The sequence below is a fragment of the Pseudomonas sp. 3JA genome (assembly GCF_036961705.1).
In the GTDB taxonomy this organism is placed as follows: domain Bacteria; phylum Pseudomonadota; class Gammaproteobacteria; order Pseudomonadales; family Pseudomonadaceae; genus Aquipseudomonas; species Aquipseudomonas fluorescens_Q.
On the sequence record NZ_JBAMDJ010000010.1, the window covers coordinates 141,571 to 166,214 of the forward strand.

Here is a 24,644-nt window from a genome sequence, read left to right on the forward strand (position 1 = left end):
CAATTGATCTGACGCAGAACCAGCACTTTCCCACGCAGCGGTCATACTGATTATTCAAATTTCTGATCGAGGTCACGATGAATCTGCACTTCGAAGAGCTCACCGGCATCGACGGTGCCCGTATCGGCATCGCCACCCTGGACGCCGAAAAATCCTTGAATGCCTTGTCCCTGCCGATGATCAACGCCTTGCGTGATCGTCTCGATGCCTGGGCCCGGGAGCCACAGGTCGTGTGTGTGCTGTTGCGCGGCAATGGCGCCAAGGCCTTCTGCGCCGGCGGTGAAGTGCGCAGCTTGGTGGAGGCCTGCCGCGCCCATCCCGGCGAAGTGCCGCCGTTGGCGGCCCAATTCTTCGCCGCGGAATACCGCTTGGACTTCAACCTGCATACCTACCCCAAACCCCTGCTGTGCTGGGGGCATGGTTATGTACTGGGTGGCGGCATGGGCCTGCTGCAAGGCGCCAGTACCCGCATCGTCACGCCAAGCAGTCGCCTGGCCATGCCGGAAATCAGCATCGGCCTGTACCCGGATGTCGGCGCCAGTTGGTTCTTGTCGCGCCTGCCCGGCAAGCTCGGGCTGTTTCTCGGCCTGACCGGCGCCCACATGAATGCCCGGGACGCCATCGACCTGGACCTGGCCGACCGCTTTTTGCTGGATGAACAACAGGACGACCTGATCGAAGGCCTACTGCAACTCAACTGGCAGGAACAGACCGAGGTGCAGCTCAACAGCCTGCTCAAGGCCCTGCAACAGGAAGCGGTCGGCCAAATGCCCGAAGCCCAATGGCTACCACGTCGGCAGAAAATCGATGAATGGCTGGATGTCAGCGATGTGCGCTGCGCCTGGAAAGCGCTCAGTTTGTTGGTGGACCACCCGGACCCGTTGATCGCCCGCGCGGCCAAGACCATGAGCGAAGGCTCCCCGCTGACCGCTCATCTGGTCTGGGAACAGATCGCCCGTGCCCGGCATTTGTCCTTGGCCGGCGTGTTCCGGATGGAATACACCTTGAGCCTCAACTGCTGTCGCCATCCGGAATTCAGCGAAGGCGTGCGCGCGCGGCTGATCGACAAGGACCACAAGCCCCGTTGGCACTGGCCGGACATCAACCATGTGCCCGAGGCGGCGGTCGAGGCGCACTTTCACAAGGCGTGGGAAGGTCGGCATCCGTTGGCGGATTTGTCTAACGAGTAACGAGTCAGCAACTCCCACAAGAGCTATCCCATCGGGTTTATTGCAGGCACAAAAAAGCGGCGCTTTATGCGCCGCTTTCTGTTGCCCTGGGATCAGCGGTGACTGCCCCGTCCATCGTGATCGCCGCGTCCCCGATGATCACGTCCGCCTCGACCGCGTCGGTCGTCATTCCAGCCGCCCCGGTCATGGCCGTCCCAGCCACCCCGATTCGGATAAGACCGGTACGCCGCTCGCGGTGGCGAGTAGTAGCGTGGGCCTTGCTGGTAGTAACGCGGTGCCGAGTAATGGCGCGGCGCCGGTTGGTAGTAACGCGGTGCCGAGTAATAGCGCGGCGCCGGTTGGTAATACCGCGGGGCGTAATAGCCACGCGGAGCCGAATAATAACTCCCGCCACCGTAATAGACCGGTGCCGGTGAGGTATAGACCTCGGAACGGTAGTAGCTCGAGTCTCCGTCGTAGTAAGGCACGCAGGCCGAAAGAGTCAAACCGAGAAACGCAATGAGGAGCAGTCGTCGATACATGGCGGCCTCCTGGACCGCGAATGAGCCGCATCAGCGACGCTGATGGGCGGCAGCCAACTTTGTGTGACTGACGCATATTCAGACAGCAAAATCGGAATCTGGTGCGACCTGGCAACAACTAGAAACATGTCGCTCGTCGCCCTCTTCCGGTGCGCGACGGCACCACAAGCAAGCACAAATCCGCCCTCAATCGTCCTTCCCCAACTCCTGCCCTCTCTATCCCGGGCCTTTGCCCGAATTGGCACGGCTCTCGCTTTAACAAATTCCGTGCAGGAGTCATCACAGGTTCGCGGCACCACAATTTGCAATGGCTGACTAGGGTTCCGGCTCGCCTCTGGCGAGTGACTGGTCCGAGAGTTGGCGACCTCCAGTTGAGGTTACACGGCGGGACAAAAGCCCGGGAGACAAGCCACCGTTCGCGGTGCCGCGTTGCTCCTGTCCGCCCTTGATCAACTGGAGAACCACCATGCTCAAGCTTCGTCTGTCCGCCCTGCTCCTCGCCGTCCTCTCGGCCCTCGTGAGCTTCTCATCCGCCGCTGCTCAAAAAGACCACTTCAGCGTCTGCTGGACCATTTACGCCGGCTGGATGCCCTGGGAATACGCCGGTAGCCAAGGCATCGTCGATAAATGGGCGAAAAAATACGGCATCAAGATCGATGTCGTGCAGCTCAACGATTACGTCGAATCCATCAACCAGTACACCGCCGGTCAGTTCGACGGCTGCACCATGACCAATATGGACGCCCTGACCATTCCCGCCGCCGGTGGCGTGGACAGCACCGCGCTGATCGTCAGCGACTTCTCCAATGGCAACGACGGCATCGTCCTCAAGGGCGAAGGCAAGAAAGTCACCGATCTCAAGGGTATGGACGTCAACCTGGTGGAACTGTCGGTGTCCCATTACCTGCTGGCCCGCGCCCTGGATTCGGTTGGTCTCGCCGAGAAAGACCTGAAAGTCGTCAATACCTCCGACGCCGACATCTCTGCCGCCTTCAACACCGACCAGGTCAAGGCCGTCACCACCTGGAACCCGATGCTCTCGGACATCAAGGCCCAGCCCGGCGTGAGCGAAGTGTTCAATTCCAGCCAGGTCCCTGGCGAAATCATGGACATGATGGTGGTCAACACCCAGACCCTGCAGGACAACCCGGCCCTGGGCAAAGCGTTGACCGGCGCCTGGTTTGAAGTGGTGGCGCTGATGAACGCGAAAAACGCCGCGAGCAAGAGCGCGTTGGAGCACATGGCGAAGGCTTCGGGAACCGACCTGGCCGGCTTCCAGGCGCAACTGGACACCACCAAGCTGTTCGCCACGCCCAAGGAAGCCCTGGGTTTCGCCACCAGCGAACAACTGCCCGCCACCATGGGCAAAGTCGCCAACTTCTCGTTCCAGCACGGCTTGCTGGGCGAAGGCGCCAAGGACGCCAACGCAGTCGGCATGGCGTTCGCCAATGGCGTAACCCGCGGCGACAAGGCCAACCTCAAGCTGCGCTTTGACCCAACCTACGTACAGCTGGCCGCCGACGCCAAGCTGTAAACCGGAGGACCTGGCATGCGCCTGATCAACCGCTACCCGGATCGTCCCAGCCGCTTGTTGCTGGTGATCCTGCCCTTCGCGCTGGTGTTGCTCGCCTACTTCATGGGCTCGGCCGAACGGTTGACGGACAACCCCAACGACAAGCTCCTGCCCAGCGCCGTGCAGATGGCCGATGCGGTGAAACGCCTGGCCTTCACCACCGACGCCCGCAGTGGCGATTACTTGCTCTGGCAAGACACCGCCTCGAGCCTGCGTCGGTTGGCCATCGGCCTGGGCATCAGTGCCCTGGCTGGGCTGTGCCTGGGCATCGCCGCCGGCACGTTGCCGCTATTGGGCGCGCCGTTATCGCCGCTGCTCACCGTGGTGTCGATGGTGCCGCCGCTGGCCATCCTGCCAATCCTGTTCATCGTCTTTGGCCTGGGGGAACTGTCGAAAGTGATGCTGATCGTGATTGGCATCACACCGTGCCTGGCTCGCGACCTGGAACAGCGCGCCCGGGAAATTCCGCCCGAACTGCTGATCAAGGCCCAGACCTTGGGCGCTTCGACCTGGACCCTGATGCTGCGGGTGGTGCTGCCGCAATTGCTGCCGCGCCTGTTGATTTCCCTGCGGCTGATGCTCGGTTCGGCCTGGCTGTTTCTGATCGCCGCCGAAGCCATCGCCTCCACCGATGGGCTGGGCTATCGGATTTTCCTGGTGCGTCGTTACCTGGCGATGGACGTGATCTTGCCGTACGTGGTGTGGATCACCCTACTCGCCTGGCTGATGGACTGGTGCCTCAAGCGCCTGACCCGGCAAGCGTTCCCTTGGTATGAAGGGGCGAAGGCATGAGTTTCATTACTGTGAACAACGTCTGGCAGCAGTACGCCGATCAGGTGGTGCTCGAGCGCTTGAACCTGAGGGTCGCCGAAGGGGAGTTCTGCACCCTGGTAGGCGCGTCGGGTTGTGGCAAGTCGACCTTCCTGCGGCTACTGCTGGGCCAAGAACGCGCCAGCCGCGGACAGATTCTCCTCGATGGCGAACCCTTGGCCGGCGAGCCGGATGCCAGCCGGGGCGTGGTGTTCCAGCGTTATTCGGTGTTCCCGCACCTGAGCGTGCTGGACAACGTAACCCTGGGCCTGGAGTTGCCGCGCTCAGCACTTTTGGGGCGGCTGTTCGGCAGCGCCAAGCGCCAGGCCCGCGAAGAAGCCGCACAACTACTGGAAAAAGTCGGCCTCGGCCATGCGCTGGATAAATACCCGGCGCAACTGTCCGGGGGTATGCAGCAGCGGCTGGCGATCGCCCAGGCACTGATCATGAAGCCGCGTGTCCTGCTGCTGGACGAGCCCTTCGGCGCCCTCGACCCGGGCATTCGCAAAGACATGCACGCCCTGTTGCTGGAGCTGTGGCGCGAAACCCGGCTGACGGTGTTCATGGTCACCCACGACCTGTCCGAAGGTTTCAGCCTCGGCACACGCCTGTTGGTGTTCGACAAGGTCCGCGTCGATCCCCACGCCCCCGGCGCCTATGGCGCCCGCATCACCTACGACATCCCATTGAACAGCGACCGCCGCACCGCCCGTGCCGCCGTCGACGCCCTGCCTGCCGAACTGGCCGGCACGTTGCGTATTGCTTGAACGGAGTTTTTTCATGACCGACTCGACCCACTTGTTTACGCCTTTCGCCGAAGAACTGCTGCCCGGCGGCGGCCACCGTTCCTTCGTGCTCAAGCGCGGCCAACTGCTACGCCTGACCGACCTGCGCGGCGGCGCCAACGTGAGCCTGACGCTGCTCAATGCCAACGAGAAAACCGAACGCCTGAACCTGCCCGATAGCCTCAAATGCCAACACACCGCCAAACTCACCGCCGGCCATTGCCTGTACTCGGACATGGGCCGAGTGCTCGCCGCCATCACCGCCGACACCTGCGGCTGGAGCGACAGCCTGGGCGGCGTGCTCTGCGCCGAGGAAGTCGCGCAAAAATACGGTCAGGGCCGCTACCAGGAACTGCGCAACGGCTTCTTTCGCAACGGCACCGACAACCTGTTGGTGGAACTGGGCAAATGGGGACTGGGCCTGTCCGACCTGCTGATGACCCTCAACCTGTTCAGCCGGGTCGATGTCGATGAGGCCGGAAACTTTCACTTCGTCGAGGGCAATTCCCTCACCGGCGACTACATCGAGTTGTACGCGCCGATGGACACCCTGGTGGTGCTGACCGCGCTGCAACACCCGATGGACCCGAACCCGCAATACGCCCCGCAACCGCTCAAGCTCAGCTGGATGAATGCCGATGCCAGCGTCGCCGAGCACTGCCGCCTTTCGCGCCCGGAAAACCAACGCGGCTTCATCAACACCGACCGCCTGTTCGCCTGAAGGATCGCTGCCATGTCACACGCCATCGCCACCGCACACAAGCAACCCGACACCGCCGTCTACCGTGCCACGATTCCCGCCGGGGAACCCTGGCTGGTGGAGGTCAAGGCGGGCCAGACCCTGCGCATTCTCGACCTTGAAGGCAACCAGGCGGTCGATACGCTGTTCTACAGCCTGGCCAACCCCAAGGAACGCTACGACGTGCAGCGCACCCTGCGCCGGCAAAACAGCGTTTATTTGAGCACCGGCAGCGTGCTCTATTCGAACCTCGGCCACCCGATGCTGACCATCGTCGAAGACACCTGCGGGCGCCACGACACCCTCGGCGGCGCCTGCGCACAGGAAAGCAACACCGTGCGCTACGCCCTGGAGAAACGCTACATGCACAGCTGCCGTGATAACTACCTGCGGGCCTGTGCCCACGACGGTCGCCTGGGCAAGGGCGATATCGGGCCGAACATCAACTTCTTCATGAACGTGCCAGTCACCGCCGCTGGCGGGCTGACCTTCGAAGACGGGATCTCGGCGCCAGGCAAATACGTCGACCTGCGGGCCGAGATGGACGTGATCGTGTTGATCTCCAACTGCCCGCAACTGAACAACCCGTGCAACGCCTACAACCCCACGCCTGCGGAGCTTTTGATATGGAACTGAAACTCACCCGCCTGCGGCGCTGGCTGTTCGCGTTGTGCCAGAGCAGGTCGGGGCAGTGCATCAAATAACTTCATGAACCCCACAGGGGATGAGGTGTTTGGAAGTTTCGCCACCTGGGACGACCCCGGCGGCCATCGAAAACTGCGGGACGGCCCGCATCCCAATTCAGGCAGACCTGTATGCCTGAGGGGTAATGCCATGTTCGAAAAAATCCTGATTGCCAACCGTGGCGCCATCGCCTGCCGCATCCTGCGGACCTTGGGCGAACTGAAGGTCCAAGGTGTCGCGGTGTATTCCCAAGCCGATGCCGCCAGCCTGCATATTTTGCAGGCCGACGAAGCCCACAGCCTGGGCGAAGGCGCGGCGGCCAATACGTATCTGGCGGTGGACAAGCTCCTGGCGATCGCCAAAAACAGTGGCGCGACGGCGATTCATCCCGGCTACGGCTTTCTCTCGGAAAACGCAGCCTTCGCCGAAGCCTGCGAAGCGGCCGGGATCGCCTTCATTGGTCCGACACCACAGCAACTACGCGTGTTCGGCCTCAAGCACACCGCCCGCGACCTGGCTCGGCAACACGGCGTGCCGCTGCTCGAAGGCACCGAACTGCTCGACAGCCTCGACGCCGCGCTACTGGCCGGCACTCAGATCGGTTATCCGGTGATGCTCAAAAGTACCGCCGGCGGCGGCGGCATCGGCATGCGCGTGTGTCGCAGCGCCGCTGAGCTGAGCGAATCCTTCGAAGCTGTGAAGCGCCTGGGCCAGAACAACTTCAGCGATGCCGGAGTGTTCATCGAGAAGTACATCGAACGCGCACGGCATCTGGAGGTACAGGTGTTCGGCGACGGCCAGGGCCAGGTGATCGCCCTGGGCGTGCGCGACTGCTCGGTGCAACGGCGCAACCAGAAAGTCCTCGAGGAAACCCCGGCGCCGAACCTGCCCGAGGGCATGGCCGACGAACTCTGCGCAGCGGCGATCCAACTGGCCCAAGCCGTGAACTACCGCAGCGCCGGCACTGTGGAATTCGTGTTCGACAGCGACGCCGGGCGCTTCTATTTCCTGGAAGTGAACACCCGCCTGCAAGTGGAGCACGGCGTCACCGAGCAGGTGTGGGGCGTGGACCTGGTGCGCTGGATGGTGCAATTGGCGGCCGGTGATTTACCGCCACTGAACGAGCTGGGCCAAGGTTTGAAAGCCGAGGGCCACGCGATCCAGGCGCGCCTGTATGCCGAGGACCCAGGCCGGGATTTCCAGCCAAGCCCTGGGCTTTTGACCGCCGTGAAATTTCCCCAGGCCGACGGCAAAACACTGCGCATCGACACCTGGGTCGAGGCCGGTTGCCAGATCCCGCCCTACTTCGACCCGATGATCGCCAAGGTCATTCGCTGGGCGCCGACCCGCGAGCAAGCGCGCCTGGGCCTTTATCAAGCACTGGATGAAAGCCTGCTGTACGGCGTCGAGACCAACCGCCAATACCTGCAACAAATTCTCCTCGACACACCGTTTGCCAGCGGCCAGCCCTGGACCCGTTGCCTGGAGACGTTGGTCTATCGTGCCCACACCGTTGAAGTGCTCAGTCCAGGCACCCAGACCAGCGTCCAGGACTATCCCGGCCGCCTCGGTTATTGGGCGGTGGGGGTGCCGCCGTCAGGACCGATGGACAGTCGATCGTTGCGCCTGGGCAATCGCCTCTTGGGCAACGAAGAAGGTGCGGCGGCATTGGAAATCACCATGAACGGGCCGCTGCTGCGTTTCAACTGCGCCGCCCGAGTGGCGGTGACCGGTGCGGTGATTGCCCTCACGCTCGACGGTGAAGCGGTGCCGATGAATACACCGTTGTCGATTGCTGCCGGCGCCACCCTCGCGATCGGCAACATCTCTGGCGCCGGGGCACGCAGTTACCTGTGCCTGCAAGGCGGCGTGCAAGTGCCGGATTACCTGGGCAGTAAAAGCACCTTCACCCTCGGCCAGTTTGGCGGCCACGGCGGACGAGCGTTGTGTACCGGCGACGTGTTGCACCTGGCACCGCTGAGCGAGCACACGACACCGCCGCCAACGAGCGCGCCGATCCTGGAACTGCCAAGCGTGCGGCAGATCCGCGTGATCTACGGTCCCCACGGCGCGCCGGAATATTTCACCGAGCGTTACATCCAGACCTTCTTCGACACGGCGTGGGAAGTGCACTTCAACTCCAGCCGCACCGGCGTGCGCCTGATCGGGCCGAAACCCGAATGGGTGCGCGCCGACGGCGGCGAGGCCGGGCTGCACCCTTCCAACATCCATGACAACCCCTACGCCATCGGTGCCGTGGACTTCACCGGCGACATGCCCGTCATCCTCGGCCCCGACGGCCCGAGCCTGGGCGGTTTCGTCTGCCCGGTGACGGTGATCGAAGCGGACCTCTGGCAGTTGGGGCAACTCAAGGCAGGGGACAAGGTGCGGTTTGTGCCGGTGGACATATCGACCGCCCGCTCACTGGCGACACACATCCCTTGTGGCGAGGGAGCTTGCTCCCGCTCGAGTGCGCAGCACTCGCCAGACAATGATCCTACCGATAAAGAGTTGGGGCCGCTTCGCGACCCAGCGCGAGCAAGCTCGCTCGCCACAGGTTCTGGGCACACACAGAAATGGGGGTCGCCTGTGGTGTTGGATATCGGCCAGGACGATACCCGCCTGGTCGCTCGCCTGGCCGGCGACACCCACCTGCTGCTGGAAATCGGCGCCCCCGAACTGGACCTTGTGCTGCGCTTTCGCGCCCACGCCTTGATGCAAGCGTTGGAACACAAACACCTGCCCGGCGTGATCGACCTGACGCCGGGCATTCGCTCGCTGCAAGTGCACTACCAACCCGAGCAAATGCCCCTGGCCGATCTGCTGACGCTCATCGTCGGTGAATGGGACGCCGTGTGCGCCGCGCAGGATCTGCAAGTGCCGTCGCGCATCGTCCACCTGCCATTGTCCTGGGACGATCCGGCTTGCCAACTCGCCATCGAGAAATACATGACCACCGTGCGCAAGGACGCGCCCTGGTGCCCGAGCAACCTGGAGTTCATCCGGCGCATCAACGACCTGCCCAACCTCGACGAAGTGCAGCGCACGGTGTTCGACGCCAGCTACCTGGTGATGGGCCTGGGGGACGTCTACCTCGGCGCGCCGGTCGCCACGCCACTGGACCCACGGCATCGGCTGGTGACAACCAAATACAACCCGGCCCGGACCTGGACCGCGGAAAACTCGGTGGGCATCGGCGGTGCCTATATGTGCGTGTACGGCATGGAAGGCCCGGGCGGCTATCAGTTCGTCGGGCGCACGTTGCAGATGTGGAACCGCTATCGGGACGTCGCCGCCTTCGACGGCAAGCCGTGGCTGCTGCGGTTCTTCGACCAGATCCGCTTCTACCCGGTCAGTGCCGATGAACTGTTGCGCATCCGCCGGGACTTCCCCCTGGGCCGCTTCGACCTGAAGATCGAGCATAGCCAGCTCAATCTCGCTGACTACCAGCGTTTCCTGGCGCAGGAGGCTGACAGCATCGCCGCGTTCCGCCGCCAGCAACAAGGCGCCTTCGAGGCCGAGCGCGAGCGTTGGATCGCCAGTGGCCAGGCGCACTTCGACAGCGAAGAACCGGCCATCGCACCGAGCGAAGATTCGCCGCTGACTGACGGTCAACTGAGTGTCGACAGCCATATCGCCGGCAACCTCTGGCAGGTGCAGGTGGAGGTTGGCGCTCGGGTCGCCGCTGGCGATGTGCTGGTCATCCTGGAGTCGATGAAGATGGAAATCCCGGTGCTGGCACCCGTGGCCGGCTTGGTACGCGAGGTGCGCGTCCAGCCCGGTTCGGCAGTGCGCGCCGGACAGCGCGTCGTGGTGCTGGAACGTGACTGAACTCAATCAAAGGATTAACCCCATGAACTTCTCTCTTCGCTTGGACGACCTGCGCAATGCCTACCGCAGCGGCGAACTGACGCCTCGGACATTGCTGTTGGAGCTGCGGGAAAAAGCCGCGGCGCTGAACCCGGACTATCACCTGTTCATCCACCTGCTGACGGCCGAGGAACTGGAACCCTACCTGGCCGCGCTGGAAGGCCGCGACCTCGAGAGCCTGCCGCTGTACGGCGTACCTTTTGCCATCAAGGACAACATCGACCTGGCCGGCATTCCCACCACTGCCGCCTGCCCTTCGTTTGCCTACGTACCGCCACGTTCGGCCACCATCGTCGAACAGTTGCTGGCACTGGGCGCGATCCCCCTGGGCAAGACCAACCTCGACCAATTCGCCACCGGGCTCAATGGCACTCGCTCGCCCTACGGCGCCTGCCGCAACAGCGTGCTGCCCGACTACCCGGCGGGTGGCTCGAGCGCCGGCTCGTCGCTGGCCGTGGCCCTGGGCGTGGCGAGCTTTGCCTTGGGCACCGATACCGCCGGCTCCGGTCGGGTGCCCGCCGCGCTGAACAACCTGGTGGGATTGAAAGCCACCCTGGGGCTGATCTCCACGGCGGGCGTGGTCCCGGCCTGTCGCACGCTGGACTGCGTCACGACCTTCACGGCGACGGCCAAGGAAGCCAGCCAGCTGTTAGCGCTGACGGCCCGTCCAGACCCTCGTGACGACTACAGCCGCCACAACCCGCAGTGGAACGATGGCACCGCGTTCGGCGCCCCCCGGCGCTTTCGCTTCGGTGTGCCGCGCCAGCAAGACCTGGCGTTTTTCGGCTGTCCTGAAGGTCCGCAACTGTTTCTGGATGCCATCGAGCGACTCGAACGCCTGGGCGGCGAAGCCGTGGAACTGGACCTGTCGCCGTTCCTGGAAGCCGCACGGCTGCTTTATGAAGGCCCGTGGGTGGCCGAACGCTACAGCGTTGCCGGCCCATTGATGGAGCGCGAGCCCGACGCCGTACTGCCCGTCATCCGTGCCGTATTGGCGAAAGCGCCTACGGTGGATGGTGTACAAACCTTCCGCGCCCGCTACCGTTTGCAAACGCTCAAAGCCCAATGCGACCGGGCCATGGAGGCGCTTGATTGCGTACTCACACCGACCATCGGCCGACCGGTGACCCTCGCCGAACTGGCCGCCGAACCGGTGCTGCGCAACTCGGAGCTGGGGTACTACACCAATTTCATGAACCTGCTGGACTACGCCGCCGTCGCCGTGCCCAGCGCATTCATGGCCAACGGCTTGCCTTGGGGCGTGACGCTGTTCGGTCGAGCGTTCACCGATCAATACCTCTTGAGCGTGGCCGATGCCTTGCAGCGTCAACAGGATAAGGCCTTGCCTGTTCCCGCCCACCCGGCGCGCCACGACCGGGCACGGCTGGTCGTGTGCGGCGCACACCTGGACGGGTTGGCGCTGAACTGGCAGCTCAAGCAACGCGGTGGCCGGCTGATCGAGGCCACCCAGAGCTCACCGGACTACCGCCTCCATGCCTTGGCCGGCGGCCCACCCTTGCGTCCCGGCATGGTTCGGGTTCGTAAAGGCGGCGTAGCGATCGAGGTGGAAGTCTGGGAGCTGCCGAGCAGCGAACTGGGTTCGTTCCTGACCGGCATCCCCGCACCGTTGGGGCTGGGCAAGGTGCAACTGGCCGATGGGCGCTGGGAAAGCGGATTCATTTGCGAGGCCTATGGTTTGGAGGGCGCGCAGGACATCAGTCATCTGGGGGGATGGCGGGCTTATCTGCGTAGCCTGGAATAAAGCTGAACCTGTGGCGAGGGAGCTTGCTCCCGCTCGGCTGCGAAGCAGACGCTTTCGGGGCCGCTTCTCGGCCCAGCGGGAGCAAGCTCCCTCGCCACGGTCCCACAAACCTGCAAATTCGACTGTCTTTTCCCACAAGGCCACTAAACTGACTTCATTGGGTCTGCGCCAAGGGAATCGCCATGTCGCTCCGTTCGCCGTTGTATTCCCAGCGCAAGCCGCTCCTGGCCGTGGTGGCGCTGCTGGGTACCGGATTCCTGATCATTGCGTTGCTGGGCTATTACGCAGCCCATGCCTCGGTACGCGATAACATCCTCAAGACACTGTATCTGAACCTGTTGATCGGCATACTCGTGACGCTGGCTGTCCTGGCAATCCTTTATCGGTTGATCAACAGTTACCAACAACGCATCGACGCCCAAGCCACCCTCGACAGTCTGACCGAATTGCCGAATCGCCGTGGCTTCGATCTGCTGGCCGTGCAAGCCCTCCATGAAGCCCAGCGCGAACCCAAACCCTTGACTGCGCTGCTGATGGAACTGGACGATTTCAAGCGGTTGGACACCACCCATGGTCATGTCGCCACCGATCAACTGCTGGCCGGGTTCGCCCGCGACCTGACACAAAACCTGCGGCATTCGGACATCGTGTGTCGCTGGAGCACGGAAGCCTTTGTCGTCCTGCTCAAGGACATCGATGGACAGACCGGTCTGAAGATCGCAGAGAAAATTCGTCAGCACATCGAAAAGCAGCGCTATTTCTGCAGTGGAAAACAATTGCTGGTCACCGTCAGTCTCGGCCTCACCACCTTGCAGGACGAAGACACCTTGCACAGCCTGCTGTCGCGGACCGATCATGCGCTGCAACGCGCCCGGCAGACCGGGCGCAATCGAACCTGCGTGGAAATGCCTCATTCCAGTTATGAATAAACCCGATCTTTGCCCGGCCTGCGGCGGTGCCAATGACTGCACCCTGGCCGACCCACGAACCGCCGACCGCGCCTGCTGGTGTTACGGCGTGAGCATCGACCCGGCCGTGCTTGAAGCATTGCCAGCCGAGCTGCGTGATCAATCCTGCCTGTGCCCACGCTGCGCCCAGGTCCAAGCCCAGTTGCGCGCCAAGCCTCAGCCGATCGCGTAAGATGCCCGCCCTCCGTTGCCTTGCCTGAACTGCCCATGCGCGTCGACCGTTTCCTCAGTAATCTGCCGCGATTCAATCGCCAACAAGTGCGCCTGTTGCTGGTGGAACGCCGGGTGCGGATCGACGGACAGACCGTCAGCGATCCCCATGCACAAGTCCGCGAATTCAGCCGTGTAGAAGTCGACGACGAAGTGCTGCAAGCAGGCCGGCCAGCGCGCTACTTCATGCTGCACAAGCCGCCCGGCTGTGTCAGTGCAACCCGCGACCCGCAACACCCCACGGTGCTCGACCGGTTGGACGAACCGGACAAGGACGACCTGCACATCGCCGGACGCCTGGATTTCAACACCACCGGGCTGATGCTCATCACCAATGACGGCGCCTGGTCGCGGCGCCTGACCCAACCGCAGACCAAATTGCCCAAGGTCTACTACGTTGAAACCGAGCAAATCATCACGGCCGAATACGCCGACACTTTCGCCCGGGGCCTGTACTTTGCCTTCGAAGACCTCACCACCCAACCTGCTGAGCTGACGCTGCTGGGGCCCAGATCGGCGCGCTTGAGCATCGTTGAAGGGCGCTATCACCAGGTCAAGCGCATGTTTGGCCACTTCAACAACAAGGTGCTGCGCCTGCACCGCGAGCGCATGGGCCCACTGACACTGGACGCCCGTCTTGAGCCGGGCCAGTACCGCGCCTTGAGCCTTGAAGAAGTCCATCTCATCTGAACCTGCTACCGCTGGGCAGAAGTGTCGAACAATTTTCCGATAGGTACTTGCGCAACGGTCGGCCCCCTGCTTGAATCAAACCGTCGGCCGAAATGTGACCGATGAGTCACAACATACTTCCAAGAAACTTTTTGCCGGCCGGAACCCTCAGGTTCCGCCTTGTCCCGCCGGCGAACTGCCCGCCTATAACAACACCCGTCGACCTTTTTTTGGATCGACATGGGCCTTATCTTCCAGGCGTATGCCTACCTGTCACATTGCCCGTGCAATCTCATTGCGCGCATACCCGCTTGCCAGGAGTCTTATGACATGAGGCCAGAAATCGCTGTGCTGGATATACAGGGTCAGTATCGGGTTTACACGGAGTTCTATCGCGCAGACGCCGCACAAAAGACCATCATCCTGGTCAACGGCTCAATGGCCACCACTGCGTCGTTTGCACAGACCGCCAAAAACCTCTACCCGCAATTCAATGTTGTGCTGTACGACCAACCCTACGCGGGCAAGTCCAAAGCCCACAACCGGCATGAGACCATGCTGACGAAAGAGGTCGAAGGCCAGATCCTCCTGGAACTGATCGACCACTTCGCCGCCGAGCACGTGCTGTCGTTTTCCTGGGGCGGCGCCGCCACGCTGACCGCCCTGGCCCAGCGCCCACGGCGCATCGAAAAAGCCGTGATCAGCTCGTTCTCACCGGTACTCAATGCGCCGATGCGTGACTACCTGGAGCGCGGCGTGGATTACCTGAGCAGCCTGGACGGCGACCGTGTCGGACACTTGGTCAACAGCACCATCGGCAAACACTTGCCGCCGTTGTTCAAGCGTTTCAACTATCGCCATGTCAGCAGTTTGGCCGAGCATGAGTACGGGCAGATGCACTTCCACATCAGCGATGTGCTTCACAGCGACCAGTTGTGCTACGTCAACGCGGCGAAAAAAATCAACGTGCCGGTGCTGTTCCTGAACGGCGAATGGGACGAATACACCGCGGCCGACGACGCCAGGCTTTTTGCCGATCACGTGCAGTACAGCAGCTTCAGCACACTGCAAGCCACCGGGCACTTCCTGGACATGGAACACAAGGCCGCCTGCCGCGACAGCCGCAACGCCCTGTTGGACTTCCTGAAACCGGCCCACCACGAAAGTCGACCACGCTACAACTACGTGCAGGACTACCATGCACTGGCTATCTGAAACCGAGTCCTCGCGAGCAAGCCCCGCCCTACGCTTCTGGCAACGGGGCTTGCCCGCGAACGACCGCTCTGGTTTAAGGCTTGCGTAGACGGGTGACCTCGCCGTACGTAAAGAAAAACTTCAAATCCTCGGCCACATCTGGTACAAAGTCAGCCGCTCTGAGCGGGTGTCGTATAATGGCATTACTCCAGCTTCCCAAGCTGATAACGAGGGTTCGATTCCCTTCACCCGCTCCAATCGAATTCTGGTCCTGCGCTGTGTGTTTTTTGGCGAAGGATAAAAAAACCGGCTCTTGGTGGCCGGTTTTTTTTGGTCTGGAATTTTGTGGGATTTGCGCCCCTGAGGTTCACATCGAGTACCTATGAAGGAGAGCAAGGATGCACCTGATTGACTCATATCTGCCTACGTATCAGTTCAGTGAATTGCATACCGTGGACATCCCCGTAGACCCTTCCCGTGCCATGGCGGCAATCCTCGACCACCGCCCCGAAGACGACCGTTTCTTTCGGTATGCAATCAAGCTTCGCGAACTCCCCATGCGCCTGCTGGGTCGATCTCCGCATCCAGGCGCTGATCAACGCGCTTCATTCGGCATTGATAATTTCACATTGCTTCAGCGCAACGGCGACGTAGAGGTCGCTTACGGACTCGCCGGCAAGCTGTGGAAAGCTGACTACGGCCAAGTCGTTGTCGCGGATGCCGAAGCGTTCGAGCTATTCAATGAGCCGGGGAATGTGAAGCTGGTCATCAGTTTCAGCTGCCAGTTGCTGCGATCGGGGCTGACGAGGGTCACCACGCAGACACGGGTGCATTGCCTCGACGCGGATGCGTTGCGAAGTTTTACGTCGTATTGGTATTTGATTCGCCCGGTCAGCGGGCTTATCCGTCGGCGCATGCTGAAGGCTATTGCGAGGCGTTGCGCAGCAGGCGCTTTGAAGAGCAGTACGCCAAGAGCATGAATGAGCGCTCATGGCGAAAATTTCACCGCGCCCTCACCAAGAGGGGAACTGGTAGGCGGTAAGGGTGCTGACCAAACCGGACTGGGCTGTGCCGAAAAGTGGACAGAAAATCAAACATGCCTTGCGACAAAAGCGACGACGGCAAACAGGGTCAGGGCGAACGCGGCACCGATGCTGAACGGCAAAAACGTAACGCGGAATGTGGCCGGGGCCGGGCGTCTCATCTCTTCAGCTAACGCCTCTACCTCTTGATGCAATTGCTCGATGCTTGCTTGGTAACTACGAGGTGTAGGCATGTTTCTTTCTCCTCCGAGGTCGCGGGTCGTGCTGAGTCTGAACCATTTCGAGCAATGTGAGCCGTATGCTTGCAAAGCTCAAGTACCAGTAATGTAGGGTGGGTATTGGCGCATTGTGGCGAACCAGCGTTCAAATTTTAATCCCAAAACCCGCAACGGCGACAAGGGCAGTCGCAACCCCTGCCCCTACTGCGTATGGATACCAGAAGGCCTCGTGCTTCAGCTTCGTTTCCTCGGCCGTAAGTTTGCGAGTCTCAGCCAACAGCTTTCGGGTTTCGATCAATAGTTTATCGAGTTCTAAATTATCGCGGTCGTTCTGAAGCATTGATCATCCTTCCAAGGTTTGAGCCGCCGCATTAAGCGTCGTTTTCTGCGAAGCCGGAAAAATCTGTCGGACATCAATGGCTCGTTGCCAACCGTGTAGTCCGTCTGCGGAGCACTATTTCCTATCTGCGCAGTTGTGGATAGCGGGCGGCTCTCGCTTAATTTGTAGGCCGAATCCGAGAATTGCGTAGGGGGTGCGCATACTTTACTTTTCGGCGAGTTTCGCCTTGTTGCGCTTGTCCTTCGAGCCACTCTCCAGACGTCGCTGCAAATCAGCGATCGGGGCTTGGAAACCCGCGAGTCAAGCAACCGCGCTTCACGGGAGCTAGACAATGCGTACCTCGCAGCAAATCAAATCACTTTCAAACCAGCCAAAGCTCAGGCCCCGAACCTACTGTTTCTCGATCGACAGAGGCAGGCCATGAACGAAAACACTGAACTAAAAACCATCGGCTACACCCCCTTCAACTATTCCGCTGATCGAGCGCTGTTCCGGGTCAACGGCGGATTCCCCATCCAAGAGGCACTGGAACGGGCGTCGGATCTTTGCTTTTTGTATCTTGGCCGCCCACTTGTGTCGTTCATTGCTCAGTCCCCGGCAGATGCCCCAACGGCAGCGCCCCCGGCGTCTTCACCGTATGAATCGCAAAATTGCTCCGGATGTCACTCACCCCCGGCAACTTTAGCAGCCGCCCGGTGAGGAACCGGTCGTAGGCCCGCAGATCCGGCACCACCACTTGCAACAGGAAATCCGATTCGCCTGAGACCAGGAACGCCGAGATCACCTCCGGCAACGCCGTGACCGCCTGGCGAAACGCTTCGGCTTGTTCGTCGTTGTGTCGTTCGACCTTCACGCCGACAAAGATCGTCAGCCCGAGGCCCACTTCGTCGCGATCCAGAATGGCTTGATAACCACGAATCACACCGGCGTCTTCGAGCATCCGCACGCGGCGCAGGCAGGGTGACGGGGACAGGCCAATTTCTTCGGCCAGTTGCACATTGCTCAGGCGACCATCGCGTTGCAGCGCGGCGAGGATTTTGCGGTCGAAGGCATCCAGTTTCATGAATTGGCATTTCCCGATTGAATAACACGAGTACATGGCAGGTTATGCCAATTTTCTGAGCTTTAGAAGCTGACTTCGCAACCACCTGCCCTGCCCTTCGGCCCTAGACTGGCACGACCGAATCGTCGATGAAGGGGGTGTGGCATGGCAGAGCTCTGGTTGTTCCTGATGGCCTTGATGGTGGTGTATGTGCTGCCTGGGCCGGACATGATCCTGCTGCTGCAAACCGGTGCCCGCCAGGGCAAGGGCGCGGCGCTGGCGACGGCGGTGGGCCTGGGCGTCGCCCGGGGATGTCATGTCGCGCTGGCCGCATTGGGGCTTTCGGCATTGTTCAAGACCGCGCCCTGGACCTTTGACGCGGTACGCCTGGCCGGGGCGGCCTATTTGTTATGGATCGGTTTTCAATGCCTGAGGACCACGTTGTTGCCGAGTTTTGAAGGAGCCGGTATCGAGGCCGGAAAGCGGCGTTGGTACCAGGCGATTCGGCGCGGTCTGCTGACCAATCTGCTCAACCCCAAGGCATTGTTGTTTTGCTCGGTGTTATTGCCGCAGTTCATCGATCCACAGGGCGGACCGGTGTTGGGACAGTTTGCGTCCCTGGGCGTGGTATTGGTCAGCGTGGGTTTGTTGTTTGATAGCGCCTACGCGCTGGTAGGTGTCGCGCTTGGGCGCTGGCTTCAACGCTCCCCTTCGGCCCAGCGCGTACAGCAGTGGTTGTTTGGGAGTCTTTTGATTGGGTTTGCGGTGCGGCTGACGTTTGTGCAGCAGGCCTAGTGCCTGGATAAGCTGGTCGGACGGGACCTGGAGCGAAGTAAACCGGGGGCTGCTACGCAGCCCAGCGGGAGCAAGCTCCCTCGCCACGTGGCATCACCTGTCGTAATCACATTCCAAATGTCAGTAAATCGAACCAGGCGTCTTCTGATGTACTTCTTCACCATCGGGAATAGCGCACTAGCATGGGGTGCTAGGGGTCGAGCGGACCTTTCAGCCCCCTCAACTCCGTTCCCATTAAGCACCATTTGCAATGGTGGGATGCTCAGACTAGACTCCTCCCAAAACGGGAGGTAATGGGTGCGGATTATTGCGAGAGGTACCTTGCGGGAATTTTGGGAAAGTAATCCGGCTTATACCGACTCTCAGATTCCACTGGTTGAATGGTATCGACACATGGAGAAAGCAACCTATCACACGCCTCAAGAGATTAAGGCAGAACTCGGAACAGCCAGCATTCTCAAAAGCAGCAGGGTTGTATTCAACATTGGCGGTAACAAATACCGAATCATTCTGGCGATCGACTATCAGCGCCAGCTCGGTTTTGTCCGGTTCGTCGGAACCCATGCCCAGTACGACCAAATTAATGCGGAGACCGTATGATGAACATCAAACCCATTCGCAGCCAAGACGACTTGAATGCAGCCTTTGCGCGCATCGAGCAACTCTGGGGTGCTGAAGTCGGTTCGGCTGAAGGCGATGAGCTGGAAATCCTTGCCTTGCTGATCGAAAAATATGAGGACGAGCACTACCCAATGCCGCCTTCCGACCCAATTGAGGCCATCAAATTCCGGATGGATCAGCAAGGCTTGACCGCGCGCGACTTGGAACCGTTCCTCGGTTCGAGCGGGCGTGTATCTGAAGTGCTGAACCGCAAACGCAAACTGAGTCTGGCGATGATTAAACGCCTTCACGATGGATTGCGAATCCCTTACGAGAGCCTTTTGGCGGACGTTGCCTAACACGTGATGGCATCGACCAATCCCACCAACATCTCAAGTAGAACCGGTCCATCGTGACCGGTTTTTGAGGTCCTCGTTTTAGTCACTACCCCCCTCATCACATCCCGAAATAACTCACTCCCTCTCTCCCGCAGTCCTTACCGGGCGCGGCTTCTACACTTCGAAGCAACCCACTCAGCCACCCGCCAGTGTCGTCCCTGGTGGTTATAGTGTTGATCATTAAATTTCAGTAGGTATAGTACCCACCAAGCACACCACACGGAGGTGTTGTGAATAGCCGATTCTTGATAAGCCAAATCATTGCAGACGGTTGGTATCTGGTGCGGGTTCGGGGCAGCCACCATCACTTCAAGCACCCGACCAAGCCGGGATTGGTCACGGTTCCTCATCCGAAGAAGGACCTGCTCAAGAAAACGGCCATCAGTATTTTGCAACAGGCGCTGCTTCAGCCGGCCCGTTGCGCGACGTTCCCGGAGGACGATGAATATGCTTTACCCGATTGCGATTTCCATGGGCGATGACAAGCACGCCTGGGGTGTTGAAGTGCCGGATATTCCCGGATGTTTTTCCGCAGGCGATGACCTGGACGAGGCCATGGCGATGGCGCGTGAGGCCATTGAGGGACACTTCGAGATTTTGGCCGAGGACGGTTCGGCGATTCCGCCAGCCAACACCGTCACCCTACATGCAGCTAATCCAAAGTATGCCGGCTGCACTTGGGCGCTGGTGGACATCGATGTCACTAAGTACCTGGGCAAGGCCCAGAAGCTCAACATCACGTTGCCCGGTTATCTGCTCAATCGTATCGATGAATACGTGCTGCACCATCCTGAAGAGAAGAGTCGCTCCGGCTTCCTGGCGTCGGCGGCGCTGAAGGTGTTGCAACAAGGCCGGTGAGAAGCCGCCACTACCTGTGGGAGCGATCTTGCTCGCTCCCACAGGACTCAGCCAGACGGCTAGTTGTTCTCCTTTCCAGACTCCTGCATCTGCACCGAAGACTTGGTGCCGTCGGTGTTGTCCTTGGTCTCGTTATCCGAGTTGTCGAAACAGCCTTGCAGGGTGAACAAGCAGCAGGCAAGGCAAACTGTGCGTGCAAGGTTCATGGTGGACTCCGAAGCTGAGGGCCTTAAGGAGTGACCCGCCAACACAGCAATTGGTTGCGATGATTTTCAGGCTGCACGAAAAACCTTGCCGAACAGCGGCGCCTGAAAATGTAAGCAGAATTTTCACCGTTTCGTTGCTGTCACACCAGACAGGTGCATCCATAAGGAACACAGCAATGACCTTCGCAAAAATCGCTCAAAAACTGGCCCTTTGGGCGGGGAGCCCCAAGACGTTTCTGGGGGCCATCGTGTTGTTGGCGCTCTGGGCCCTCAGCGGACCTCTTTTCCACTTCAACGACACGTGGCAACTGATCATCAACACATCAACGACGATCATTACCTTCCTGATGGTGTTCCTGATTCAAAACACGCAGAACCGCGATACCGACATCTTGCACCTCAAGGTTGATGAGTTATTGCGAGCGACCAAGGAGGCACAGAATGCAATGCTCGGCCTTGAGTCGCTGGACCTCAAGCAACTGGAAGCGCTGAGAAAGCATTACCAGGCCATGGGCCAGGGCGAAGCCAAGAGTCTTGAAGGGCTGGAGGAAAAGAACAAAGTAGACCTGAACCAGTGCTGACGCAGACACGCTGGAAGATTCTCCTTTTGGCGGGCAAAAATCAGCCGGGACGCGAACGTCCCGGCACTGAATACAAAAAACGCAGCAGATCAACGGCTGGCTTGCAGCGCCCTGGCCATTTCAAGATGGGTCTGCAATTTAGGCAGGGTTTCATCGGCAAACGCCTTGATCTCCGGCACTTCGGTGGTCTGGGCCTGCTGCTGGATCTGCGCGATGGCCTCCTCGGTGGCCTTGACCTGGGTGGCGGCATACGCAGCCTCGAACGACTCGCCTTCCTTGACCTGCGGCATCAGGGCCTTGGCCTTGTCCGCCACCTCCTCCCGGGGGGCGACAGGCAAGTCGAGCTTCTTGGCGATCTTCGCCAAGTGTTGATTGGCCGTGGTGCGGTCGTTGATCACCATGATGGTGTAGTCCTTGACCTCCCTGGATTCGGCTTTTCCGTGGGCCATGCGACTTGTCTCGATGTCGGCCATGCCTTTGGCGGAAGCATCGTTGATGAATTCGGCAGGCGATTGGGCCCAGGCACTGTTGGCGCCCAGGCCCATCAACACGACAACACTGGTGGTGCGAAAAAAACTGGCCATACGGCTCATGATCGCGCCCTCCTCTGATGAAAGTTCTGGCGGTTTATCCACCGTTGAATCAGAACCAGCCATGAATACAGCGAAACGTACGACCCGGCTTTCGACGGTTTCTATCGACGCTCGTGATGGTGGTTCTCCCACTTCTGCGACCCGCTTCGGACACCTTCGTTCGATCATGAGCAATGTTTGCCAGATAAATACCGCTTGAACCGGGCATGGTCCGGCCCCCCCTATTCGTGGATGCAGGGCGCGCAGCCCCCTTCTTATATTCGAATTGGATACGGGTTGAAGGTTTGAGAAAGGTGCTCGTGCCACGACGAACGGTGGCGCGCTTTCAGATGCCGAACGCCCTGTGATTCTGGCGTTTGGCGGCATACATCGCCTCGTCGGCGTGGCGGAACAGGGCAACATCTTCAGTGCCATGGTCGGGGAAACAGGCCACGCCGATGCTCGGTTCGATGCTTAGGCAGTGCCCGTCCAGGCGCAGTGGCTGGGCCAATGCATGGCGGATTTTTTCCTGCACGCGTTGGGCATCCGCCAAGGCCTGGATGCTGTGCAGCAGCACCACGAACTCGTCCCCACCAATACGTGCCACGGTGTCGGTGTCGCGGATACAGCCCTTGAGACGATTGGCCACCGCTTGTAACAGCATGTCGCCAACCCCGTGGCCATAGGTGTCGTTGATCTGCTTGAAACGGTCCAGGTCGATGTACAGCAAGGCCATGCGCCCGGACGCCGCGCGAGCGGTCGCCAATGCACACTTGAACCGTTCACGGAGTAATTCGCGGTTGGGCACCTGGGTCAATTGATCGTACTGAGCCATGTGCTGCAACCGGGCGTGCAACTGCTTGCGCTCGATGGCGACGGTGATCTGTGCGCAGACGTATTGCAGCAGTTCCTTGTCCTGCTCGGTGTAGCGCTCGTTGTGCGGCGCACTCTTGACGATCAGCGCGCCAATCGTACCGCTCTGCGAGTTCAGCGGCACGCCCAGCCAACACGGCGCATCCGGTCGCGCTACAAGGTCATCGAACCCCGGCGGCAAGTCGTTACAACCAGGCGTCAGCAGGATCGGCTGGCCGCTGCGAATCACCTCGGCGCACAAACGCCCGGTGACCGTGCCTGGCAACTCGGGCTGCCCTTCCCGATCGTCGACGTGATAGGGGAAGTTCAGCTGCGAACATTGTTCGTCATACAGCGCCACCGAGAAATTCAGCGCCGGCAGCCACTCGCCAATAATCAGATGGATGCGCTTGAACAGCGCCAGCAGGTCTGCCGCGGCATGGGCTGCCTCGGAAATCGCATACAACGCCGCCTGTCGGGACTCGGCCTGCTTGCGTTCGGTGATGTCTCGGGCCACGGCAATGCGCAGCTGGTCCGCCGGCGACCAGCGCGCCGACCACAGGATGTGCACCACCCGACCGTCCTTGTGCACGTAGCGGTTCTCGAAATTGAGCTTGGGCTCGCCGTCCATGATCTCCCGCGCCGCCTCAAGGGTCCGCTGGCGGTCGGCGGGATGCACCAGGTCGATCATTAGCTGGCCGATCAGTTCCTGCGGGGTGTAGCCAAAGATCTGTTCGCAGGCAGCACTGACGAACACGAAACGCCCTTGGCCGTCGACGGCACACACGGCGTCCAGCAGAAGATCGATGTAGCTGGCCAGCGGCGCGGAACTTCGAGTGTCCATGGGGCTGGAGGTCATCCGGATAATGCAGCGGTGAGCGAAGCGGGTGATCGTCAGTTCGTGACGCCGATACAACGGGCGAGAACGACTCGCCCCCTGTAGCGATGAGGATAGCGCAGGGGATCAGACTGTAGAGGATGAGCCTCGATATCGGGGCGAACATTCACACAAACGATGGAGACCAACGGGACTGGCCACACTTCAAGGACGATGTAGTATGTTGTATTACAAACCACTACATCGAGATCGTCATGTCCATCATGTCATTGCGCTTGCCCGATGACGTCGCCGAAACCCTGGCGGTATTGGCCAAGGCTACCGGGCGCAGCAAATCATTCCTGGCCGTCGATGCGCTACGCGAATACCTAGCCCGTGAAGCCTGGCAGATCAAGGAAATCCAAGAAGCCTTGCATGAGGCAGATGCAGGTGACTTCGCGAGTCCCGAGGATGTCAGCACGACTGCCGAAAAATGGATGAACAATGCAGGTTGAGTGGCTGCGTACTGCCCTCAAGAATCTGGACGACGAAGCCGCTTATATTGCGCTGGACAATCCAAAAGCAGCAGCGCACTTCGTCAAGGCAATCCTCATGAGCGTCGAGCAACTTGCTCAATTCCCTGCGTCCGGTCGTGAAGGCCGCCTGGCTGGCACCCGTGAATGGGTTGTCCCCGACCGCCCATACCTGATTCCCTATCGCGTTCGCCACGCACGTGTGCAAATCCTGCGACTGTTCCATACGCGACGATTGCCAACGCCTGGTAGGTGCAGCCACTCGCTTCAACGCAACCCCGTCATTCCGTAAAAAACGCCATACCGGCATACGGTGCCTGTCGACAAGCCTTCAACCGCGACGCCAGGTCGCCCACATGCACTTCAAGCTTGTGCCCGTCCGGGTCGAGAAAGTAGAACGAATCCCCCTCGCTGCGGTTGTCGCGCCATGATGACACCTGGGCCGCGTTCAGCCGCGCCACCAGTTCCGGGAAATCCTCGGCAGTGATGCTGAAAGCGTAATGGGTGTAGTCCGCCGCCGGCTGGGGCCGGCGCAATGGGTCGAAAGCCAGGCACAACCACAAACCCGGCAGCGACAAATAGGCCCCGCGGTCCCACTTGGCTTCGAGACGCAACTGTAATAGCTCGCCATAAAAACCCACGCTGCGATCCAGGTCGGTGACGGCAAGAGTCAGATGATTGAAGCCTGAGAGCATCAGCAAACCACCTTCAGAAAAGAGTGATAACCCAGTGGGCGTGGGGCGAACCCAGGGTACTTCCAAGCTCCGACATCGCCGACGGATTCCCCGTCCAAGGCCCTAGGCAAAGTCCTACG

28 protein-coding genes, 1 tRNA gene, 2 pseudogenes and 1 riboswitch are annotated in these 24,644 nt (G+C 60.5%); of the genes and pseudogenes, 23 read left to right on the forward strand and 8 right to left on the reverse strand.

Annotated elements, in window-relative coordinates:
- Positions 1 to 77: 77 nt before the first annotated feature.
- Positions 78 to 1,190, forward strand: a complete 1,113-nt coding sequence (locus V7773_RS10635) for an enoyl-CoA hydratase/isomerase family protein (RefSeq protein WP_092148633.1) — start codon at positions 78 to 80, stop codon at positions 1,188 to 1,190.
- A gap of 92 nt (positions 1,191 to 1,282) precedes the next feature.
- On the opposite strand, the gene V7773_RS10640 is transcribed toward V7773_RS10635, so the two are convergent.
- Entirely contained in the window at positions 1,283 to 1,711 is a 429-nt protein-coding gene (locus tag V7773_RS10640; RefSeq protein WP_092148636.1) for a hypothetical protein, read from the reverse strand.
- A 304-nt stretch (positions 1,712 to 2,015) separates the two neighbouring features.
- A riboswitch (guanidine-I (ykkC/yxkD leader) is annotated at positions 2,016 to 2,117 on the forward strand.
- 60 nt (positions 2,118 to 2,177) lie between these two features.
- Here V7773_RS10640 and V7773_RS10645 point away from each other — a divergent pair.
- The 13 genes and pseudogenes from V7773_RS10645 (at position 2,178) to V7773_RS10705 (ending at position 15,955) form a co-directional block, all read left to right on the forward strand.
- Positions 2,178 to 3,245, forward strand: coding sequence for a putative urea ABC transporter substrate-binding protein (locus V7773_RS10645; protein ID WP_336073320.1), 1,068 nt, complete (start codon positions 2,178 to 2,180; stop codon positions 3,243 to 3,245).
- Between the two features lie 15 nt (positions 3,246 to 3,260).
- A complete protein-coding gene (locus V7773_RS10650; protein ID WP_336073321.1) occupies positions 3,261 to 4,076 on the forward strand; it encodes an ABC transporter permease in 816 nt (271 codons plus the stop codon).
- Positions 4,073 to 4,861 (forward strand): ABC transporter ATP-binding protein, encoded by a 789-nt coding sequence (locus V7773_RS10655; protein WP_336073322.1) that lies wholly within the window; start codon positions 4,073 to 4,075, stop codon positions 4,859 to 4,861. The genes V7773_RS10650 and V7773_RS10655 overlap by 4 nt, the downstream gene beginning before the upstream one ends.
- Positions 4,862 to 4,874: 13 nt before the next feature.
- A complete protein-coding gene (locus V7773_RS10660) occupies positions 4,875 to 5,600 on the forward strand; it encodes an urea amidolyase associated protein UAAP1 (protein ID WP_063322547.1) in 726 nt (241 codons plus the stop codon).
- A 12-nt stretch (positions 5,601 to 5,612) separates the two neighbouring features.
- A complete protein-coding gene (locus V7773_RS10665; protein ID WP_336073323.1) occupies positions 5,613 to 6,254 on the forward strand; it encodes an urea amidolyase associated protein UAAP2 in 642 nt (213 codons plus the stop codon).
- 198 nt (positions 6,255 to 6,452) lie between these two features.
- The gene (gene uca / locus V7773_RS10670) at positions 6,453 to 10,133 is read left to right on the forward strand and encodes an urea carboxylase (RefSeq protein ID WP_336073324.1); all 3,681 of its coding nucleotides are present in this window, start codon (positions 6,453 to 6,455) and stop codon (positions 10,131 to 10,133) included.
- 22 nt (positions 10,134 to 10,155) lie between these two features.
- Complete coding sequence (atzF, locus tag V7773_RS10675) at positions 10,156 to 11,934, forward strand: allophanate hydrolase (RefSeq protein ID WP_336073326.1); 1,779 nt, start codon at positions 10,156 to 10,158, stop codon at positions 11,932 to 11,934.
- Between the two features lie 311 nt (positions 11,935 to 12,245).
- Positions 12,246 to 12,863 (forward strand): annotated as a pseudogene (locus V7773_RS10680) (GGDEF domain-containing protein); the annotation flags it as partial.
- Positions 12,856 to 13,074, forward strand: coding sequence for a cysteine-rich CWC family protein (locus V7773_RS10685; protein WP_072347095.1), 219 nt, complete (start codon positions 12,856 to 12,858; stop codon positions 13,072 to 13,074). The pseudogene V7773_RS10680 and the gene V7773_RS10685, both read left to right, overlap by 8 nt.
- Before the next feature lie 35 nt (positions 13,075 to 13,109).
- Entirely contained in the window at positions 13,110 to 13,802 is a 693-nt protein-coding gene (locus V7773_RS10690) for a pseudouridine synthase (RefSeq protein WP_336073327.1), read from the forward strand.
- 309 nt (positions 13,803 to 14,111) lie between these two features.
- A complete protein-coding gene (locus tag V7773_RS10695; RefSeq protein ID WP_063322554.1) occupies positions 14,112 to 14,996 on the forward strand; it encodes an alpha/beta fold hydrolase in 885 nt (294 codons plus the stop codon).
- A gap of 162 nt (positions 14,997 to 15,158) precedes the next feature.
- Positions 15,159 to 15,232: transfer RNA gene (locus V7773_RS10700), tRNA-Gly, on the forward strand.
- A 141-nt stretch (positions 15,233 to 15,373) separates the two neighbouring features.
- Positions 15,374 to 15,955 (forward strand): hypothetical protein, encoded by a 582-nt coding sequence (locus tag V7773_RS10705; protein WP_063322555.1) that lies wholly within the window; start codon positions 15,374 to 15,376, stop codon positions 15,953 to 15,955.
- A gap of 110 nt (positions 15,956 to 16,065) precedes the next feature.
- On the opposite strand, the gene V7773_RS10710 is transcribed toward V7773_RS10705, so the two are convergent.
- Together V7773_RS10710 and V7773_RS10715 are read right to left on the reverse strand one after the other, a co-directional pair.
- Positions 16,066 to 16,251, reverse strand: coding sequence for a hypothetical protein (locus V7773_RS10710; RefSeq protein ID WP_063322556.1), 186 nt, complete (start codon positions 16,249 to 16,251; stop codon positions 16,066 to 16,068).
- Between the two features lie 130 nt (positions 16,252 to 16,381).
- Positions 16,382 to 16,576, reverse strand: a complete 195-nt coding sequence (locus V7773_RS10715) for a hypothetical protein (protein WP_063322557.1) — start codon at positions 16,574 to 16,576, stop codon at positions 16,382 to 16,384.
- 420 nt (positions 16,577 to 16,996) lie between these two features.
- On the opposite strand from V7773_RS10715, the gene V7773_RS30425 reads away from it, so the two are divergent.
- A complete protein-coding gene (locus V7773_RS30425) occupies positions 16,997 to 17,275 on the forward strand; it encodes a DUF3077 domain-containing protein (protein ID WP_442963471.1) in 279 nt (92 codons plus the stop codon).
- On the opposite strand, the gene V7773_RS10725 is transcribed toward V7773_RS30425, so the two are convergent.
- Positions 17,157 to 17,639 carry an Lrp/AsnC family transcriptional regulator gene (locus V7773_RS10725; RefSeq protein WP_063322558.1) on the reverse strand — a complete coding sequence of 161 codons (483 nt, stop codon included), beginning with the start codon at positions 17,637 to 17,639 and terminating at the stop codon, positions 17,157 to 17,159. The two genes, V7773_RS30425 and V7773_RS10725, sit on opposite strands and share 119 nt — an antisense overlap.
- Before the next feature lie 144 nt (positions 17,640 to 17,783).
- Between V7773_RS10725 and V7773_RS10730 the strand changes: the two genes are divergently transcribed.
- The 5 genes and pseudogenes from V7773_RS10730 to V7773_RS10750 all read left to right on the forward strand — a co-directional run bounded on the left by V7773_RS10730 (position 17,784) and on the right by V7773_RS10750 (position 20,269).
- Positions 17,784 to 18,413: a LysE family translocator gene (locus V7773_RS10730; protein ID WP_192263340.1), complete on the forward strand. Its 630-nt coding sequence runs from the start codon at positions 17,784 to 17,786 to the stop codon at positions 18,411 to 18,413.
- 297 nt (positions 18,414 to 18,710) lie between these two features.
- Positions 18,711 to 19,013, forward strand: a complete 303-nt coding sequence (locus V7773_RS10735) for a type II toxin-antitoxin system HigB family toxin (protein WP_336073331.1) — start codon at positions 18,711 to 18,713, stop codon at positions 19,011 to 19,013.
- On the forward strand, positions 19,013 to 19,372 hold the full coding sequence (locus tag V7773_RS10740; RefSeq protein ID WP_336073365.1) for a helix-turn-helix domain-containing protein: 360 nt from the start codon (positions 19,013 to 19,015) through the stop codon (positions 19,370 to 19,372). Before V7773_RS10735 ends, V7773_RS10740 begins: the two co-directional genes overlap by 1 nt.
- A 269-nt stretch (positions 19,373 to 19,641) precedes the next feature.
- Positions 19,642 to 19,818 (forward strand): annotated as a pseudogene (locus tag V7773_RS10745) (type II toxin-antitoxin system HicA family toxin); the annotation flags it as partial.
- 40 nt (positions 19,819 to 19,858) lie between these two features.
- Positions 19,859 to 20,269 carry a type II toxin-antitoxin system HicB family antitoxin gene (locus V7773_RS10750; protein ID WP_092148680.1) on the forward strand — a complete coding sequence of 137 codons (411 nt, stop codon included), beginning with the start codon at positions 19,859 to 19,861 and terminating at the stop codon, positions 20,267 to 20,269.
- A 59-nt stretch (positions 20,270 to 20,328) separates the two neighbouring features.
- Here V7773_RS10750 and V7773_RS10755 read toward each other — a convergent pair whose 3' ends face one another.
- Entirely contained in the window at positions 20,329 to 20,475 is a 147-nt protein-coding gene (locus V7773_RS10755; protein ID WP_336073332.1) for a hypothetical protein, read from the reverse strand.
- Positions 20,476 to 20,651: 176 nt separating this feature from the next.
- Here V7773_RS10755 and V7773_RS10760 point away from each other — a divergent pair, with 176 nt between their 5' ends.
- Complete coding sequence (locus V7773_RS10760) at positions 20,652 to 21,056, forward strand: low affinity iron permease family protein (RefSeq protein ID WP_336073333.1); 405 nt, start codon at positions 20,652 to 20,654, stop codon at positions 21,054 to 21,056.
- 89 nt (positions 21,057 to 21,145) lie between these two features.
- On the opposite strand, the gene V7773_RS10765 is transcribed toward V7773_RS10760, so the two are convergent.
- Together V7773_RS10765 and V7773_RS10770 are read right to left on the reverse strand one after the other, a co-directional pair.
- Positions 21,146 to 21,649, reverse strand: coding sequence for a DUF4142 domain-containing protein (locus tag V7773_RS10765; RefSeq protein WP_063322561.1), 504 nt, complete (start codon positions 21,647 to 21,649; stop codon positions 21,146 to 21,148).
- 325 nt (positions 21,650 to 21,974) lie between these two features.
- On the reverse strand, positions 21,975 to 23,324 hold the full coding sequence (locus V7773_RS10770) for a sensor domain-containing protein (protein ID WP_336073334.1): 1,350 nt from the start codon (positions 23,322 to 23,324) through the stop codon (positions 21,975 to 21,977).
- Between the two features lie 248 nt (positions 23,325 to 23,572).
- Here V7773_RS10770 and V7773_RS10775 point away from each other — a divergent pair, with 248 nt between their 5' ends.
- Both V7773_RS10775 and V7773_RS10780 read left to right on the forward strand, forming a co-directional pair.
- Positions 23,573 to 23,812, forward strand: a complete 240-nt coding sequence (locus V7773_RS10775) for a CopG family ribbon-helix-helix protein (RefSeq protein ID WP_336073335.1) — start codon at positions 23,573 to 23,575, stop codon at positions 23,810 to 23,812.
- Positions 23,802 to 24,122 (forward strand): type II toxin-antitoxin system RelE/ParE family toxin, encoded by a 321-nt coding sequence (locus V7773_RS10780; protein ID WP_336073336.1) that lies wholly within the window; start codon positions 23,802 to 23,804, stop codon positions 24,120 to 24,122. The genes V7773_RS10775 and V7773_RS10780 overlap by 11 nt, the downstream gene beginning before the upstream one ends.
- On the opposite strand, the gene fos is transcribed toward V7773_RS10780, so the two are convergent.
- Positions 24,112 to 24,525, reverse strand: a complete 414-nt coding sequence (fos, locus tag V7773_RS10785; protein WP_092347030.1) for a fosfomycin resistance glutathione transferase — start codon at positions 24,523 to 24,525, stop codon at positions 24,112 to 24,114. The genes V7773_RS10780 and fos overlap by 11 nt on opposite strands.
- Between the last annotated feature and the right edge of the window lie 119 nt (positions 24,526 to 24,644).

Excerpts from the sequence above, each read along its gene's own strand:
- V7773_RS10665 (WP_336073323.1), top strand. The coding sequence starts at position 5,613 with ATGTCACACGCCATCGCCACCGCACACAAGCAACCCGACACCGCCGTC.
- V7773_RS10640 (WP_092148636.1), bottom strand. The coding sequence starts at position 1,711 with ATGTATCGACGACTGCTCCTCATTGCGTTTCTCGGTTTGACTCTTTCG.
- V7773_RS10750 (WP_092148680.1), top strand. The coding sequence starts at position 19,859 with ATGCTTTACCCGATTGCGATTTCCATGGGCGATGACAAGCACGCCTGG.
- V7773_RS10695 (WP_063322554.1), top strand. The coding sequence starts at position 14,112 with ATGAGGCCAGAAATCGCTGTGCTGGATATACAGGGTCAGTATCGGGTT.
- V7773_RS10770 (WP_336073334.1), bottom strand. The coding sequence starts at position 23,324 with ATGGACACTCGAAGTTCCGCGCCGCTGGCCAGCTACATCGATCTTCTG.
- V7773_RS10760 (WP_336073333.1), top strand. The coding sequence starts at position 20,652 with ATGACCTTCGCAAAAATCGCTCAAAAACTGGCCCTTTGGGCGGGGAGC.
- V7773_RS10655 (WP_336073322.1), top strand. The coding sequence starts at position 4,073 with ATGAGTTTCATTACTGTGAACAACGTCTGGCAGCAGTACGCCGATCAG.
- V7773_RS10715 (WP_063322557.1), bottom strand. The coding sequence starts at position 16,576 with ATGCTTCAGAACGACCGCGATAATTTAGAACTCGATAAACTATTGATC.
- V7773_RS10775 (WP_336073335.1), top strand. The coding sequence starts at position 23,573 with ATGTCCATCATGTCATTGCGCTTGCCCGATGACGTCGCCGAAACCCTG.
- V7773_RS10690 (WP_336073327.1), top strand. The coding sequence starts at position 13,110 with ATGCGCGTCGACCGTTTCCTCAGTAATCTGCCGCGATTCAATCGCCAA.
- V7773_RS10650 (WP_336073321.1), top strand. The coding sequence starts at position 3,261 with ATGCGCCTGATCAACCGCTACCCGGATCGTCCCAGCCGCTTGTTGCTG.
- V7773_RS10710 (WP_063322556.1), bottom strand. The coding sequence starts at position 16,251 with ATGCCTACACCTCGTAGTTACCAAGCAAGCATCGAGCAATTGCATCAA.
- V7773_RS10780 (WP_336073336.1), top strand. The coding sequence starts at position 23,802 with ATGCAGGTTGAGTGGCTGCGTACTGCCCTCAAGAATCTGGACGACGAA.
- V7773_RS10730 (WP_192263340.1), top strand. The coding sequence starts at position 17,784 with ATGGCAGAGCTCTGGTTGTTCCTGATGGCCTTGATGGTGGTGTATGTG.
- V7773_RS10755 (WP_336073332.1), bottom strand. The coding sequence starts at position 20,475 with ATGAACCTTGCACGCACAGTTTGCCTTGCCTGCTGCTTGTTCACCCTG.
- V7773_RS10765 (WP_063322561.1), bottom strand. The coding sequence starts at position 21,649 with ATGAGCCGTATGGCCAGTTTTTTTCGCACCACCAGTGTTGTCGTGTTG.
- uca (WP_336073324.1), top strand. The coding sequence starts at position 6,453 with ATGTTCGAAAAAATCCTGATTGCCAACCGTGGCGCCATCGCCTGCCGC.
- V7773_RS10705 (WP_063322555.1), top strand. The coding sequence starts at position 15,374 with ATGCACCTGATTGACTCATATCTGCCTACGTATCAGTTCAGTGAATTG.
- V7773_RS10660 (WP_063322547.1), top strand. The coding sequence starts at position 4,875 with ATGACCGACTCGACCCACTTGTTTACGCCTTTCGCCGAAGAACTGCTG.
- V7773_RS10645 (WP_336073320.1), top strand. The coding sequence starts at position 2,178 with ATGCTCAAGCTTCGTCTGTCCGCCCTGCTCCTCGCCGTCCTCTCGGCC.
- fos (WP_092347030.1), bottom strand. The coding sequence starts at position 24,525 with ATGCTCTCAGGCTTCAATCATCTGACTCTTGCCGTCACCGACCTGGAT.
- V7773_RS10725 (WP_063322558.1), bottom strand. The coding sequence starts at position 17,639 with ATGAAACTGGATGCCTTCGACCGCAAAATCCTCGCCGCGCTGCAACGC.
- V7773_RS10635 (WP_092148633.1), top strand. The coding sequence starts at position 78 with ATGAATCTGCACTTCGAAGAGCTCACCGGCATCGACGGTGCCCGTATC.
- V7773_RS10740 (WP_336073365.1), top strand. The coding sequence starts at position 19,013 with ATGAACATCAAACCCATTCGCAGCCAAGACGACTTGAATGCAGCCTTT.
- V7773_RS30425 (WP_442963471.1), top strand. The coding sequence starts at position 16,997 with ATGAACGAAAACACTGAACTAAAAACCATCGGCTACACCCCCTTCAAC.
- V7773_RS10685 (WP_072347095.1), top strand. The coding sequence starts at position 12,856 with ATGAATAAACCCGATCTTTGCCCGGCCTGCGGCGGTGCCAATGACTGC.
- atzF (WP_336073326.1), top strand. The coding sequence starts at position 10,156 with ATGAACTTCTCTCTTCGCTTGGACGACCTGCGCAATGCCTACCGCAGC.